The organism is Paraflavitalea pollutisoli (assembly GCF_029360705.1).
In the GTDB taxonomy this organism is placed as follows: Bacteria; Bacteroidota; Bacteroidia; order Chitinophagales; family Chitinophagaceae; genus Paraflavitalea; species Paraflavitalea pollutisoli.
Genome location: NZ_JARKMX010000003.1, coordinates 198,205 through 214,033 on the forward strand (window position 1 = coordinate 198,205; position 15,829 = coordinate 214,033).

Below are 15,829 nucleotides of genomic sequence, written 5' to 3' on the forward strand. Positions count from 1 at the left end.
GCATGTGATGAAAAGATATGTGTTGATGGTGGCAATCATCTCGTTTGTGTACTCAGGTTTAATGGCGCAGCAGTTATTGTCCGGTGGCTTTAAAGTCGAAATAATCAATCCAATTGGATTGGAGATTTCAAGTGATTTAACTACGAACTTGATATTTCCTTTTGCTATAAAGAGCGTGGACAGAGGTTCAAGTGATATCCTAGCTCAGAAAGCGCGGGGTGTCGAGAATGTTTTGCAGATTAAGGCGGCAAAGGAGTTTAAACAAAGCAATCTATCGGTGATTACTGCCGATGGCCGGTTTTATTCATTCTTGGTGAATTTCTCAGCAAGCCCACGTTTTCTTACTTTATCATTTTGTAGTGACTCCCTCGCTTCTCCCATTCGGCTTTCGGGAGTTGATCTAGCCGAAGATGTTGTCGCAGAAACTACCGAGGCGGTGTTGAAGGCTGGATTTTTCCTTCATCGAAGTAAAAAGAGTCAGTTTATGAAATTACGGCTTGGAGGGATTCATTTCGGGCAACGTCATCTTTGGTTTTCGTTTGAATTAAAGAATAGGTCGCTTGTTGATTTCGACATTGAATATGTAAAGTTCTTCGTCAAAGAGAAAAAGCAAGCTCGTCGTACCGCCATACAAGTAAAAGAGTTGACTCCTACCCCTTTTTCTCCATTTAAGACAACTAGTAGCGGAAGTCCCACCAGGTTTGCCATAGTCATACCGGCGTTCACTTTATCAGGAAATCAAGAGTTGCGAGTGCTTGTGAAGGAAAAGAATGGGGGGCGTGATTTGGAACTAGTACTCAGAAATGGTACTCTTTTGCAGGCGCGAAGCCTGTAGGATCATTTAAGTGAAATATATGGAAGTTGCTCGAAAAGATCTACTGTCTTTACGCGACCAGGCTGGTGACCAGTTGGTATATAGAAAGGCTGACACAGTATTCATTGGCGAAAGTAATGTCATCAGTTCAAAGAACATTCAATTTGGTTTTGCAGCGGACCAGCCGAAAATTTGGGATGGTGGCAAAACTGATGGTGGAATACGGAATTTTGAGCTGCCTACCATGTTTCACATATTGGATGCTGCGGCAAAACTGTTGTATTCAGTATTTCTTGGTCCGAGTGAGTCAATCAAGCTCGATGATTTGATCAGGCACTGGGGAGAACTAGGTAATACAAAGGATCGAATGCAAAAGATAGACTGGACCTATGATTACAGCGACGACCGTGGGGTAAGAGAGAAAGGCGCGCAGGAGGTTAAGCAGCTAACAAGTGATCTGTGCGTGTTTGCTGAGGTTGAAAAAAGGGCTTTAATACAAAGCATGTGGGAAAGGTATGTACCTCGGTATACAGTCAGAGTGCCTGAATTTTTGGAGATAAAACAAAAGATTATGAAGAGTGAAGACTTTGAATTCAATCAGCGCCAGTTTAAGGCTGCTGGAATGTTGGATCACTTTACTTCGGAAGTGGTTAAGCAGATGAGCGATGGTCTACCGAAAATCCGTGAAATTATTACTCCTGTCATTGACGGCGAGCAAGTGAAAGGTACGTTGCATTTGAATAAGACCAAAGAAGGTGATCGCTATTTCCTGAACAAATTTGATCTGGAGAAGGAAAAACCCAACGGATCGACTGTTAAGCAAACCTTTTACAACAATAACCGCCCGAAGCCTGGAGAGGAAGAAAGCGGACGTAGGCAACCACAGCAGTGGACACAAAAACGAGCTTTCAATTTCCTATCTGGCCGACCCATTTATGACAAGAACAACGATGAGTGGAATAAGATCAACCTAAGCAAGAAATTGCAGAATGGAAACTATGCCACCGACAGGTTCGATAAGAACTACGGTTTCAGTCTTGCCAAAACGATGAGCGGATATTCCTATGCCGATGCGGGGGATCCTCAAAAAATGGCCCAATTGGCCGAGGGATTCGAAAGGGGGAATTTGCAGAAGGTGAAATTGGTCGACAATTCTGGCAAAAAAGAAGACTACTATCAATCCATTTCAATTCGTACCGGTTCGATGAGAATATTTGATAAGGACAAAAAAGAAATTCCCCTGGAGCAACAGGTCGCAAAGGGGCTTATCACTAATGAACTTGCGGATAAACTTGTAGAACTTTTTGCCAATAAGCAAAAGCAGGCTGGGGAAAAGGTTGAAGGCGGTCAGGTTATGCAAGCCGGTGAGAAAAGCAATGAGACCCAGAAGGAGACTCAAAAGGATATAAACAAGGTTGCCGCGACGGATGAGGCAAAGCAAAAAGTTAAGCCTTCGCATAAGCATTAAACAGTGGAATCGGGGTTGTCTATATTGACGTTTCTTGAGCTGGCAGGGGAGGACCCAAAGATCGGTCCTTCCCACATCAGTTTATTTGCAGCATTATTGTACCTATCCAATAAATCAGGAAACCCTGTCAAGGCTTATGCTTCGGAATTACGGAAGTTATCCAAGATCAGTTCCAAAAGGTTGTATTACCAGCTGATGAAGGATTTAAAAGCTGGTTATTATATTACTGTAATTGCATCGTTTAATCCAAGCATACCCAGTAAAATATACTTGCGGAAATTGGATGGGTGAAAAAATTGGAGCTTAAGCTCTGCATTTAACAGTTGAAGTCGAATTTTTTAAAATGTTACTTATGAATATTGTTAATGGTGAGGAAAAGCCGGTTGTTAAATCGCCAATTTTAATTCCCTATGAAACGGACGAATTCTGGGCAACAATAAGGCATGTAATTAAAGAAGAGTTTGAAAAGGTCGTATCCGCTGCCACGTCTGCAAAACCTCCAACAAACCAGCATTTGCATGAGACGCCCGGTTTAACACAGAAACCTCTTTATAAAATGGCTGAAGTCTGCAAGTTGTTCCAGGTTACTAAACCAACAGTTTATGACTGGTGCAAGCTTGGAAAGCTCAAGCCACTGAAGATAAGGTCAAGGGTCTTCTTTTTGTGGCAGGATATTGAAGCGCTTTTGTCTTCTAGCAAATAGTTTATGAAGTATTATTGACGGGTATCCAAAAATGTGTTTTAGATAATGTAGGACGAAGAATCGTAAATATCTTAATGCTATTATAGTTGCAGGGAATACTACTTATTTGATCAATACGAGTTTTGTATTTTTGGGAGGTTTAATCAGGGTGGAGAAATGGAAATATTTGGATAATTTTAATTGTGGCTGCAGCAACAACGAAAAATATTAGTGAATTTCAAGAAAAGCTTCTTGCTTGGTTTGCTACAAATGGTCGGCATTTTCCTTGGCGAGAAAGAAGGTTAACTCCTTATCAAACTATTATTGCAGAAGTATTATTGCAACGGACTAAAGCAGAAACAGTATCAAAATTTTACCCAAAATTTATACAACATTTTCCTAACTGGTTAGCCCTATCCTTAGCAAACGTTTCTGATATTGAACACTATTTGAAACCGGTAGGACTTTACGCTCAGCGATCAAAGCGATTAAAAAGTCTTGCCCTGGAAATGATTAAACGAAATGAGGTCCTGCCTACTGATAGAAGAGAATTAGAAAGTATGCCTTTCATGGGACAGTATATGGCCAATGCTGTAGAACTTCTCCTTTATGATAAGCCGTTTCCTTTGCTTGATGTAAATATGTCTCGAGTGTTAGAAAGGTACATTGGAGAAAGAACAATGGCAGATATTCGCTATGACCCTTATTTGCAGAAGTTGGCTTTTAAAGTCGTAAAGCACAACCATTCTAAGGAATTAAATTGGGCAATTCTCGATTTTGCAGCAATTACTTGCAAAGCAAGAAACCCAATCTGCAAAACTTGTTTTCTTGCAAGAAAATGTGCTTTCATTAAAAGTGTTAGACGCCGTTTGTTATAAAAATTGGTTTACATATTGGCTAAATAAGTTAGCATTCAAGAGTTTGTGTTTTATCAAAGTGTTGATAATCAGTATTGTGTAAAAGTTGTTTTGTTTCCTAGAATTATTAAATTTGTGGGATATACTAACCTGTTGCAACTTGGAACAAAATTACTTGACTCATATTGACCTATTTGCCGGATGTGGAGGGCTTTCTTTAGGTTTACATAATGCTGGTTGGAGAGGATTATTTGCTATCGAAAAAAGCCCCTATGCCTTCGACACCCTTGAACATAACTTGATCAAAAAGCACAATCATTTTAACTGGCCTTCCTGGTTACCGAAAAAAAATCTTGATATTAATCAGGTTTTAATTGATTTCAAGGACCAACTGATCGGTTTGCAAAACTCTATAGACCTTGTTACTGGAGGTCCCCCATGTCAAGGTTTTTCCACAGCCGGGTTACGCAAAGAGAATGACGTCCGAAATGAACTTATTCGATCATACCTTCGATTTATAATGTATGTACGGCCTAAAATGATATTTTTTGAAAATGTTAAGGGCTTTACGCAGGAGTTTAAAACGAATAAGACTAAGGGATATGCATACTCCCAATATGTTCTGAGAGTTCTTAAGTTCTTGAAATACGATGTTGAAGGCCAGATGGTAGATTTTTCTGAATTTGGAGTACCACAAAAAAGAACCCGGTTTATTTTGGTCGGTATAAGAAGAGATATTGCTCAACAGTATAATATAGTTGCAAAGGCATTTTTTAAGCAGCTTAGGTTAAATAAAAAAGGATTTTTAAATAATAAAGACCTGCCACAGAGCCCTAATTTAGCAAATGCAATTTCTGATCTAATAAAAGGCAATGATTTAGATAAATTAGTTCCAACTCCTGACCGTGGTAAACAATTCCGCAGTGGGCTCTATGCTACTCCTCGTTCCAAATATCAGGAATACTTTAGAAGCGGCTGTTGCTTGGAAATTCCAGACAGTCATAGTTTCCCTAATCACAAGCCTGAAATAGTAAAAAGATTCAAATATTTATTAAACACGCAGGTTGCTAATAAAAATATCAGTAAAACTGCAAGGAAGAAATACAACATAAAGAAACATACTATCATCCCTTTATCTGCAAAACATAAAGCTCCTACAATTACAACCCTACCTGACGATTACATACACTATTCTGAACCAAGAATATTGACTGTTAGAGAATATGCACGAATACAGAGTTTTCCGGATTGGTTTGAAATTCGAGGAAAGTATACCACTGGAAGTAAGTTAAGGGTTCAGGAAGTGCCAAGATATACTCAGATCGGTAATGCTATACCTCCGTTATTTAGCGAACAAAGTGGCCTTGTTCTAAAGCAATTAATACAGCATATATCAACTTGAGTTGGATACAATTGAATATCTAAATTATCCTTTTGGGAACCAATCTCATGAATGTTCAAAAAGAGAAGGAAATACTTTTTGTTCATGTATACAATAACCTTTGCTTTTTATAGCTTGCCTTTATATGGAACAATTTGACTTAACACCAAGCCCCGCCTTGCTTGATCTTCTGGGGAAAATACCTTTCAAAGGATGGCAATGTGTTGCTGAATTGGTTGACAACTCAATTGATGCCGTGATAAATCATAGCAGCAAACTGAAAGATTATCAGAAAGTAATTTCTGTTTATATCCCAACGAAAGGAAGGATAATCGAAAATCAGCCTTTGATTGTTGAAGATTGGGGAATTGGAATGACTGAAGAGCAGCTTGAGAATGCTGTTAGGGCCGGTTTTTCAAGTAAAAATACAAACTCAAATCTTGGGTTATTTGGAATGGGTTTTAATGTCGCAACATCCCGGCTTGCTAATACAGTTCAAGTTTGGACTGCAACGGAAGAGATGGAAAGGGAGATTGGTGTGTGTATTGATTTAAGAGAAATGAAAAAAACAGGATCTTTTCATCGCCCTAAAATAGAAAGGGAAAAGAGGGCTGACAAAATATCGGGCACACGAATTGAAATTTATGATTATAAACCTGAAGCGACTAATCTACTTCAATCAAAACAAATCAGTAGAGAGTTGAATAAGGCGTATGCTGAAAAGATTTTTAATGAGTATGGAATAAAAGTTCTAATTAATAAAGAAGAAGTAAAGCCATTTAAATTTTGTGTTTGGGACAAGAAGCGTTCCGTCAAGCATAAATACGATGATGTTCCTTCTTATATAGAGATTGATCAACATTTATGTGATGAAATGTTTTGCGAAAACTGTTTTTCTTGGTTGGGAGAGACCGTTGACACTACCTTAAATATTGAGTGCCCACATTGCCATACCATTGGAAAAGTTGTAAAGAAAGAAATTTACATTTTGGGTTGGGTTGGCATTCAACGTTATTCCGATTTGGAGCATTATGGCATTGATATTTCACGAAATGGGCGAATCCTTAGCAAACTTGACAAATCTTTTTTTTACTGGGAAGATGAGAGAGGGAAAAATGACCCGCAAGGGAGGTTTAGTCCTGAATACCCGAGAGACACTACCTATGCTGGAGGACGAATTGTCGGACAGCTCGATGCAAACTTCGTTATTCCCAAATATACAAAAGATGATTTTGAGAGGGAGGATAGGGTTTGGAAAAAGGTAGTTGATTTCATTCGTGGTGAAATGCCATTACAGCCTGAACTTGCAAGCTCTTTTGGGTTCAAACAACCAAATCGTTCTCCTATCGGACGGTTATTTAATGCCTACAGAAAAATGAACGTAGCAGGCTCCAAAACTCTTGTTTTTTCAAAAGAAGACGGGAGTTGCGATCATGTTACGCCGAGAAATTGGGCAAATAAATTTTACGAAGGTGATGTAGATTATCAAGATGACACCAAATGGTGGGAGGCTGTTACAAAAGCAGATTTAAAAGATACCCAATCAACTTTTAATCCGCTTAACCCCACAGGGAAAGCGACCAGTACTAAATCAGGAACAAGTAGGCCCGCACCTGCTCCAGAAAAATATCAAGGTAAAAAGCTGTTCAAGAAGGCCCTTCGATATGATATTGAAAAGCTGATCGGTGAAAAACCAATAGACTTAACACTTATTGATTATTATCCTGAAAACGATTTGAGCATTCCAATCATTTTTGAATCGCAGGGGGCTATGTGGAAATTCAATGTTTATTTGAATAATAGTCACCCGATGTTTAGGGATTTTGCTGATGGCTATGAAGATTTAATATTCATGGAAGTTGCTTCTAAATATGCCCAAGCCAAGAATAATTTTGATGAATGGACTGTTACCCGAATTTATTATGAATTGAAATCGAGGTATGCTCTTGAAACAATGTTAAATGTGCCAAATTTAGTTGCTAAAGCGAGTAAGTTGTTGAGGGATATTCAAAATAAATTAGTAAGCGGAGAAGGGATTCTTTTGCCAAGGAAACCAAATCTACATTCCGCTGATGAAGCAGCTATCAAGAAAAAGTATCTTGACTTGGAAAGAAAGAGTATTTCTGATTTTAATGCCTTCGTTATGAATACGAAGTATATGAAGTACCTTGATCTAAATTACATTTTTAGGTTCGTCGAGGAGTTTCCTGATGTGATTTACGATGGGAAAATTTTCAATCTTCCTTATGTAGAGTTAGATGATGAAAGCAAACAACACCAATCAAAAAAATACACAGGATATTTTAGCGATGTCCGATGGTTTATGAATGACTTGTCTAAGGAAGGTGATGAAGCTGTGAAAAAGCAAAAGCAACAAATTATTCGTAATCGGTACAGTATAGAAATATTAGATGGAAGCATTAATAGATGATTCAAAAGGATTCCTTTCAACTGAACGGCTATCCAAGGGCACATGGCAAGCATTTGAACGAGGGATTGCCAGATTGCTTATGCACTGCGGGTGGGAAATAAATGAGTTGGTAGGCGGCTCTGGGGACCACGGTGCTGACATCATTGCAGCATTTCGTGATGATGATGGAAATCTTCTTGAATTTATTTACCAAGCAAAATTTTCAGAAACTAACAAACCTCTTTCTGTTGATATTATTGGAGATATAAAAAGAGCAATGGAGTATTACGGAATTGAAAGGGGGGTTGCTGCATCAAACCGATCAATTTCGGAGTCTCAAAATTTGCGGCTGAAGACTTTACAGGGTACTGGGTACAATATTCAAACTTTTCTTTCAAAAAGTATTTACGACACATACACACAACTTCCACCTTGGGCAACAGAAAATCGAGCATTAAAAGTATACCAAGCAGAAGCCCTTTCGAAGCTTCAAGGAGCATATTCGAGAGGTGACAAACATGGATTGATTTGTTTAGCCACTGGCTTAGGCAAAACTTTTGTTGCCGCCACTTTTTTGCGTTGGCTTTACCAAAATAATCCAAACCTTAATGTCTTGATTTTGGCAAACACAAAGTCGTTGATTGAACAATTTGATAGAGCTATCTGGTCTAATCTTCCGAAATGGATTGCAACGCATTTGCTTTATGATTCTGAGAAACCAACCTTTTTGGAAGGTGTCACACTCTCAACCTTTCAAAGCTTTCAGGATTTTTACAAAAAGATAGGAGGATTTTATTATGATGTTGTAATCGTAGATGAGGCTCATCATGCGCCTGCTGAGACATATTTGGCAGTAATAAAAAGGCTCGAGCCGAAATTCTTACTTGGACTAACTGCAACTCCATTTAGGAAAGATGAAAGAGACGTGACCGAAGTTTTTGGACAACCTTTGGTTTACTATTCAGTTTACAAAGCTTTACAGAAAGGATATTTGGCGAAAGTGGAATACCACTTGCACAATGATAACATAGATGAGGATTGGATAACCCAGAACAGCCGGAAGGGGCACACGATTAAACAGTTAAATAAGAAAATATTTTTGCCTGAACGAGATGATACTGTTTGTGAAGAAGTATACAGAATTTGGAATGACAGAAAGCTTGAAAGGGGAATAATTTTCTGTAATAGCAGCGAACATGCAGAGAGGATTGAAAAGCTATTGAAAGTAAATTTTCAATTGCCTGTTTGGTCTTTAACGACAAGAGTTAAGGACTCGAGGGAACGGGCTAAAAGGTTGCGCGAGTTCCGGACTGGTAAATGTTGTATTTTAACTTGCTATGACATGTTAAATGAAGGTGTTGATGTTCCTGATGTTGATTATATCGTTTTCTTAAGAGTCACACACAGTAGGGTTTACTTCTTACAACAGCTTGGCAGAGGGCTTCGCTACAAAGAAGGCAAAAAATTGGTAGTTCAGGACTTCGTTGCAGACATAAGAAGGATAAAAAGGCTGAAATCTTTTCAGCAAGAATTTGAAGAAGCGAGGCGCTATGAAATTGAAGAATTGTATTTTAACGATGCCTTCAAACTTACGTTTACCTCTGAGCAAACTACAAACTTTCTTGACCTTGTTACGAAAGATATTTCTGAAGAAATGGACGAAGATGAGGAAGTTTATTTAGATTCAATGTAAGTTTTTCGAAAAGCACTATGTTCTCATTTAAGGCATTTCCTATATAAGATAATTTTTCTGTTTTCGACAATTCTTAGCCTGGTAGGTTACTCAATACTGAGACGCTAAAGATCTGAAACTTAGTTTTCGCTTAAGTTAAACGATAGATTAAATTGAAGTATCATTTGATTTTGGTTGTTCATTAATCCACTCTTATAAGATTGAGATATGAGTAATCTTGATTTGCCACTCTAAAGTACAATTCATGTTGAAAGCCTCATTCCTATATATTTTCACAGTTCTTTATTGTTTTTTTATTCCAAAAATGATTTATGGACAGGTACTATCTGGTGATCTGGGAAAGTATAGTTATTTAATTTATTCTAATAACGGACAGTTTAGATATTCTGCTACAGGATTTTTCATACGGAAGAATGACAGATTATTTTTGATTGGTGCCGGACATACTTTTAACGGTAAAAACACTATAACTGGCGAGGACGACAAAGATTATCCAGATTCTATTTCAATTATTGCTTGTAGAGAATGTGGCGCCGATTCTGGAGTAATACATATAGACATCTCGAAGATTAAGAAATTAGCTCAATCAACAACATTCACGAAAGAACCAGAAGTGTATGTTTATGAAGTCGATAGCAAACTTCCTTTTTCGATTAAATCCGTTGATTTGTTTGTGAAAACTTTTGATGATGTAGACAAGAATTCAATAGATACTGTAATTATGTATGGCTATCCAAATTTGGCAGGGACTACAATAAGAGAGATTAAACAAACTGTGCCAACGATATCATTTGGAAACTTATTAGAGAAGTACTCAACGCTTAACTACTATGCCGAAATCAATACTTTTGATAAAATAAACTATTTAATGAAGCCAAATGAAAAAAGTCCAATGGGCGGCGGGTTTTCTGGCTCTCCTTGCTTTTTTAAAATTAGGAATGAATTTTATTTTGGTGGTATTTGTATTGGGGGGTCCATTAACAAACGACTCGTTATTAATGTAAGACCGGAAGAGGTCTTAAAGTTGATTCAGTAAAGAGGCTTCGTACAACATGGGGAAGGGATATGTGTATGTAGTTAAATGAAATAGTCAAGATTTGATCTGACAGTTGGGATTAACTTTAAGTAACCACACTTATTAATCAATCCCAAAAAGTCAATATACCTTATTCCACTGGCTCGAATACGCAGAAGTATCTTTTTTCGTATATTTAAGGTAACTTGTACCAAGCTAAACCTAAGCAGAGTAAAGTTCTTTGCAGATTGAAAGAGAGCGCGACAAAAAGCGCGACAGTTTTGGGTAATAATTGATAATCAATATTATAATGGGCCGGAAGGAGTCCCGTCCGGTCCGCAAAAAGCCTCTCAGAAATGTGAGGCTTTTTTGTTGGTGCCTACTGAACCATAGATTGTCTTCCTCCTATAACCCGCAACTCCGACAATAGATATGCCAGTCCGCTAAACGCCAACGCTTCAAAAGCCGCCGTCCATTCATTCGAATTGCCTGCTTCGCCAATCGCCCGTGGCAGGTGCAATACAAAGAACCAGCAAAGGATCACCAGGGAGATGATCTTGCCCACGATAACAAGCCGCCAACCAATCAGTAACAACAAGCCAGATAGTATCAAAAACACACCCGAAGCGTATACCCAAAATGCCGCGCCAGGTATCCAGACTGGTATCAGCAACTGCACAAAGTCAGCAAACAGGAAATGTTGAATGCCGCTGGCCAGCAGAAATATTCCCAGGCAATACCGGCACGAGGATCTCAAGACCACTAAAAATGCAGTTCGCTGTTGCGCGGTACCGTAGTTAAACGTGCTCAATACCAGGAATGCACCTGACCCCAGCGTAAACGACTTACCGGTATTCGTTAGCAAGGTACCGTAGTTGCCCTTGATCACCGTTTCTACCAGGTTGGGTAATGCCGCACAAGCCAGCAACAGAACACCGACCACCATCAATCCTTGCTGATGCTGACTACGCAGCAGCACCAGTATCCCCGTAATGATCATGAGTCCGCCCGAAGCATAAGCAATTATTGCTTCACCACCCGTTTGCGCAGACCAAGCCAGTGGCCGGCCTGCTATCAGTTTACCCATAACGCATTGCTGCACGCCGAAAAACACCAGTGCTACCGCATAAAAGCTACGGGCAATAATGATTAGTGTAGAATTCATGTTAGTTGTTTTTTTGGTTAAAGGCATACAGGCCCTTCTTTGCTTAAAGGTCTTCCAAATAGCCATTGTATGGTAAAACCAGCACCAACGACTGATTCCGATGTACTAAACTACACGGAGAATCGATCAGCGGCTAATCAACCTCTTGGTTATCCGCTCCAATAAGCTTAAATTACCATAGCCGGATCGTTGCCGCAGCCTCGATGGATGAAGGATTCCCTAAAGCATTTCACCATCACTGGCAGGTAATTTCGGTCCTAATGAACGTTCATGCCTTGCCGGATATCTTTGTGGCCTTTGTTATGCTCACTCCTGTATCTACTTCCTACAAGTAGCGCTGCACAAGTATGCATCAGCGACTATTTTCACGTTCGCTATACAACGCCTACCGTCCAGAATCTCCAACGCGCTGTATTGACAGGTAAAAATGAACTGCTGTTGGCCGGGGAAGTAATGCGCCCCAATTCAGTATTGCTGGATGGATGGGTTACGCTTTTATCTCCCCAGGGAACGTTGTTGTGGAGTAGGCGTTATACGTCCGTCCTGTATAACTATGTGAGATTTGTGAAAGCGCTGCCAATCGGCAACGAAGGATATATGGTGGCCGGTAATATCGGCAATGTGGATACCACTACTGTGCCGCCTGGCATCATCACGCAGCTCGGATTTGTGATGCGGATCGATAAGCAGGGTAATATATTGTGGTCGCGTGTATTTGTCAAAATGCTGGTCGGTGAAAAGGTGGTTGACATTGCAGATATGTTGGCCGGCCCGGATGGCGACTTCGTTATGGGCGTGAATTACGCCGCTGCTGTAAATAGTGCAAACATCCTTTGCAGGATCACAAAAGATGGAGGTATCAAATGGACGTTGCGACTTCATGCCGGTAGCCGGGGTGGGGGGTATGCAGCTCCGCGGCTATCTTGGTTGAAGAATGGCAATATAGCTGTGGCCAATTACATTCGACTGTATGACATCGGAAGCCCGGGCGTCACTACCCGGGAAGGATATTATGCCGCCTGCATACACTACGATGCTGGCCTCGTTGAATGGGAACGATTGTACGTATGGAACGGAACACCATCCAACCGCGAACGTAATTTTGGTGTTGTCGCGCAAATAACCGAACTCCCGTCCGGTAATCTTAGTTTTATAACCTCGCAGGCCGACACGGCTTATTTTTATTTTCGCAAGTCTACCCGCGTGCTCAATTTCCTGACCGACAAAACCGGTAGCCTGCTGCAAGTGCTTGCCTACAAAAGTGCACAACCTCCCATCTATGCCAGCGCAGCTGTACAAACAGGCACAAACGGTCACCAGGCAATCCTGTTCGACAATGCCGATGCTCCGGCACTAATGGAGATCGATGCAGCCGGAGCCATCGTGTGGCAAAAAAACTACCCTCAAACCGGAAGAAGCCAGGAAACCAAAGACCTGTTGGCTACACCTTATGGTTTTTATTTTTTCAGTTTCACACACGATGGAGGCAGCACCGATCCACACCTGGTTAAAACCGATCTACAGGGAGCTGCTTCTTGCCTAGAAGGTCCGAAGGCATTATCGATGTCGGATGTGTCAGGTTCGTTTGTACAACAACCCTTCAACCTGGATGTAGACGTAAACCCCGCGAGCCTGCAGGGTATTGTGGCATTGAACATGGTTGACTATCCTTTTACCAGTAATACACTATGTAAAATTTCCTGCTGCGAAGACGTGGTTGATACGGCAGCTACAAAAGAACTGTGTAATGCTACGTCTTATACATTGCCCAATAACTATGTAGTTACCACCTCAGGTACTTACCCCATTGTTTATACGACCCAAAAAGGGTGCGACAGCATTGTTTATTTCCCCGTTCGTTTCTCGGCATCTCCTGCAGTTGACCTCGGACCAGATGACTGCCTGAAAGACAAAGATTCGGTGGTGTTACTAGCTCCTCCAGGTTATGCCTCATATAATTGGATGGGAAGTATATCATCCAACAACAGGTACGTAATCCGGCAACCAGGCAACTACTGGGTGTCTGTTACCAACTCCTGCTCCACCGTCCGCGATAGTGTCGAAATTTTAGAGGACTGTGCTTTTACGATCAATATGCCCAATGCGTTTACACCAAACGGCGACCGGCAAAATGACGTTTTCCGCGTACCGCCATCTGTAAGAAACCGATTGGTGCAGCTGACCATTTACAATCGCTATGGCCAGATCGTTTTTGAAAGCGCCATCAATAATACAGCTTGGGATGGACGCGTAAAAGGAATTCCGCAACCTATAGGGACTTATGCATATACACTCGTCATGGAAACCCTGAATGGACAGCGGATAGTACAGAAAGGATTTGTCTCGTTAATTAGATAGTCTAATCGCCTTATATTTCTCGCTGATTGTCAGTTTTTTTATCCCCCTCGCAAGCTGTTCCAAACGGAAGCTTAACGATTTATTGTTATTCCCAACTGCGATTGGGGATTGTTAGTTGTGACAGTGATTACATGTCTTGAACGGTTCAAAATTATACCTATAGCGCGCAAACAGTAGAAGGTTTGTGGCTGTACCAGCCCAACCATCTAAAACGCCTCTCCCGTGAAGAAATAGAAGCCTGGACCTTCTTTCGTTAGCCCCATATCCAGCCGGATATAGATGTCTTTTTTCTTAAACAGCAGGTAACGTAAACCAGCACCTCCCGCAAACTGTACGCGGTCGAGCCGGAAGGCACTGACGGTGGGGGCCACTGTAGCCGTGCCTGCAAATAGGGTAGCGCCAAGGCGCTTGCTGAAGGTAAAAGGCAGCAGACGGTATTCGACCTGTGCCGCAAGCATATTCTTGTCACGGTACCGGCCCTGGTAGTAACCCCGCATCATCATCTCGCCGCCCATCAATGCCAGTTGATTGAATGGAATATCTCCTTGCATAAAATTGCCCAACACCTGCCAGGCCAACACATTGTTACGGGCTATAGGATGAAAAGCCCGTACTTCCACATTCACACTGCTAAACCGGTAGTCACTCCCAAGCGATGGAGTGTAACCGAGATAGCCGATCTCGCCAAACCAGCCCTTCCGTACGTTCAATACGTTGTGCCGGTCGTCGTACACGAGTGCCGCGCCCACGCCCAGGTTAGTGGTGCCGCTGCTACCAATAGGCAAGGTATGAGCTGGTCCTCCTTCCGGTTGATTGAAAGCCACACCAAACAAATGCTGAAAATCTACTTCCGGCCCCAGGAACAGATTGGGTTTGATTTTTCGTAACACCCGCTGGCGCAGTAGTATATAGTTCGCATCTACCACAGCGGGATGATCGCCGGAGGTATTGTTGCCGATGCCGTAATATAGAAGCGGAAATCGTTGAATCCTCGTCCTGCCAAGAAAAAACCATTTGTCTTTATCACCGTAGATCGCGTTATCGATCCATAGACCAAATTGTGCTTTAAAGGTAAAAAAGGCAAAGGTCTGTACTTCGCTCAACCGGTTCGTACTGTCACCTCGTGCTCGAAACAACCACAAGGCAGAAGCGCCTGGTTCCACACCTGTTTCCGGCGAATACCCCAGGGTGGGGTAGACCCTAAAACTTTTCTCTGCAGAGGAAGTCGTGTCGTTGAAGAATTTGTTGAACTGCCTGCTCGCCCAGCTGGCCGACTTGGCCTGTCCTAGCACAGTCACCGGTAACATAAATAACAACAGTACGCCAGCCATCGGCAGTCTGCACCGGCATAAACCCGTTCGCTTGTTGGACAATCTTTTCAGAATATTAACAATCATTCATTAAATTCTTCTGTTAACCCGATAATATATCACAAGGTTACGATACTTTGGGGCGTTTTTTATCCACTTATCGTGCTCTTCATTCAAATTAGAATATTCTAATACTTATTGCACCCGATGAAGGCTATTTTTGTCAGCAGCGGGTTCAGTACCCCCAACAACAATGCATATCCTTTGCCGTAAATATTGCCAGTATTTCATCGCCCTGTTGATGATGACCGTATTGTACGGTAAATCTATCCTATGCGTGAACTATGCCATATTGAATAGCAAGAACATTGCCATGGACACCGAAGAGAATTCCTCGCAAGACAATGAAACCGAGAAGGAAAACCTGTTGAAAGGTTGCAAAAAATCCTGGACCGAAATGGAGTCCGGTGAATTGCAACTCGCTGCACAACCCTTTGCACGGATCTCTACCATCAGGCAGTATCCATCCCAGTTTTCCAGCCCGATCAGTCTTTACCAGCGCGTACTCACTCCACCTCCACTTGCCACGCTGGCTTAAATCATCGGTATATTCTTATTGTTTTCTTATCTCGTTTCGAGACAGGTGATTGCATCATGCGTTATCCCAACACCGGAA

At 41.3% G+C, this 15,829-nt stretch carries 12 protein-coding genes; 10 read left to right on the forward strand and 2 right to left on the reverse strand.

All coding sequences use genetic code 11. The features are described from left to right. Window positions 1-7: 7 nt before the first annotated feature. From traN to P2W70_RS08630, 8 genes are all read left to right on the forward strand, one after another. The gene (gene traN, locus P2W70_RS08595; protein WP_276481030.1) at window positions 8-835 is read left to right on the forward strand and encodes a conjugative transposon protein TraN; all 828 of its coding nucleotides are present in this window, start codon (window positions 8-10) and stop codon (window positions 833-835) included. A 19-nt stretch (window positions 836-854) separates the two neighbouring features. Beyond that, window positions 855-2,282 carry a hypothetical protein gene (locus tag P2W70_RS08600; protein ID WP_276481031.1) on the forward strand — a complete coding sequence of 476 codons (1,428 nt, stop codon included), beginning with the start codon at window positions 855-857 and terminating at the stop codon, window positions 2,280-2,282. A gap of 352 nt (window positions 2,283-2,634) precedes the next feature. After that, window positions 2,635-2,985, forward strand: a complete 351-nt coding sequence (locus P2W70_RS08605; RefSeq protein WP_276481032.1) for a helix-turn-helix domain-containing protein — start codon at window positions 2,635-2,637, stop codon at window positions 2,983-2,985. Between the two features lie 182 nt (window positions 2,986-3,167). Further along, a complete protein-coding gene (locus tag P2W70_RS08610) occupies window positions 3,168-3,842 on the forward strand; it encodes an HhH-GPD family protein (protein WP_276481033.1) in 675 nt (224 codons plus the stop codon). Between the two features lie 139 nt (window positions 3,843-3,981). Beyond that, on the forward strand, window positions 3,982-5,223 hold the full coding sequence (locus tag P2W70_RS08615; protein ID WP_276481034.1) for a DNA cytosine methyltransferase: 1,242 nt from the start codon (window positions 3,982-3,984) through the stop codon (window positions 5,221-5,223). Window positions 5,224-5,347: 124 nt separating this feature from the next. Beyond that, the gene (locus P2W70_RS08620; protein WP_276481035.1) at window positions 5,348-7,633 is read left to right on the forward strand and encodes an ATP-binding protein; all 2,286 of its coding nucleotides are present in this window, start codon (window positions 5,348-5,350) and stop codon (window positions 7,631-7,633) included. Beyond that, window positions 7,614-9,305: a DEAD/DEAH box helicase family protein gene (locus tag P2W70_RS08625; RefSeq protein ID WP_276481036.1), complete on the forward strand. Its 1,692-nt coding sequence runs from the start codon at window positions 7,614-7,616 to the stop codon at window positions 9,303-9,305. Before P2W70_RS08620 ends, P2W70_RS08625 begins: the two co-directional genes overlap by 20 nt. A 244-nt stretch (window positions 9,306-9,549) precedes the next feature. Next, entirely contained in the window at window positions 9,550-10,341 is a 792-nt protein-coding gene (locus P2W70_RS08630; protein WP_276481037.1) for a hypothetical protein, read from the forward strand. 358 nt (window positions 10,342-10,699) lie between these two features. Here P2W70_RS08630 and P2W70_RS08635 read toward each other — a convergent pair whose 3' ends face one another. Further along, on the reverse strand, window positions 10,700-11,485 hold the full coding sequence (locus tag P2W70_RS08635; RefSeq protein WP_276481038.1) for a DoxX family membrane protein: 786 nt from the start codon (window positions 11,483-11,485) through the stop codon (window positions 10,700-10,702). Between the two features lie 564 nt (window positions 11,486-12,049). On the opposite strand from P2W70_RS08635, the gene P2W70_RS08640 reads away from it, so the two are divergent. After that, window positions 12,050-13,843, forward strand: a complete 1,794-nt coding sequence (locus P2W70_RS08640) for a T9SS type B sorting domain-containing protein (RefSeq protein ID WP_276481039.1) — start codon at window positions 12,050-12,052, stop codon at window positions 13,841-13,843. A gap of 206 nt (window positions 13,844-14,049) precedes the next feature. Here P2W70_RS08640 and P2W70_RS08645 read toward each other — a convergent pair whose 3' ends face one another. Next, complete coding sequence (locus tag P2W70_RS08645; protein WP_276481040.1) at window positions 14,050-15,150, reverse strand: BamA/TamA family outer membrane protein; 1,101 nt, start codon at window positions 15,148-15,150, stop codon at window positions 14,050-14,052. 256 nt (window positions 15,151-15,406) lie between these two features. Between P2W70_RS08645 and P2W70_RS08650 the strand changes: the two genes are divergently transcribed. Next, on the forward strand, window positions 15,407-15,751 hold the full coding sequence (locus P2W70_RS08650; RefSeq protein ID WP_276481041.1) for a hypothetical protein: 345 nt from the start codon (window positions 15,407-15,409) through the stop codon (window positions 15,749-15,751). The last annotated feature ends 78 nt before the right edge of the window (window positions 15,752-15,829 follow it).

What these genes read in the sequence shown, in the direction of transcription:
- traN (WP_276481030.1), top strand. Translation starts at nt 8, where the DNA reads ATGAAAAGATATGTGTTGATGGTGGCAATCATCTCGTTTGTGTACTCA.
- P2W70_RS08600 (WP_276481031.1), top strand. Translation starts at nt 855, where the DNA reads ATGGAAGTTGCTCGAAAAGATCTACTGTCTTTACGCGACCAGGCTGGT.
- P2W70_RS08605 (WP_276481032.1), top strand. Translation starts at nt 2,635, where the DNA reads ATGAATATTGTTAATGGTGAGGAAAAGCCGGTTGTTAAATCGCCAATT.
- P2W70_RS08620 (WP_276481035.1), top strand. Translation starts at nt 5,348, where the DNA reads ATGGAACAATTTGACTTAACACCAAGCCCCGCCTTGCTTGATCTTCTG.
- P2W70_RS08625 (WP_276481036.1), top strand. Translation starts at nt 7,614, where the DNA reads ATGGAAGCATTAATAGATGATTCAAAAGGATTCCTTTCAACTGAACGG.
- P2W70_RS08630 (WP_276481037.1), top strand. Translation starts at nt 9,550, where the DNA reads ATGTTGAAAGCCTCATTCCTATATATTTTCACAGTTCTTTATTGTTTT.
- P2W70_RS08635 (WP_276481038.1), bottom strand. Translation starts at nt 11,485, where the DNA reads ATGAATTCTACACTAATCATTATTGCCCGTAGCTTTTATGCGGTAGCA.
- P2W70_RS08645 (WP_276481040.1), bottom strand. Translation starts at nt 15,150, where the DNA reads ATGTTACCGGTGACTGTGCTAGGACAGGCCAAGTCGGCCAGCTGGGCG.
- P2W70_RS08650 (WP_276481041.1), top strand. Translation starts at nt 15,407, where the DNA reads ATGCATATCCTTTGCCGTAAATATTGCCAGTATTTCATCGCCCTGTTG.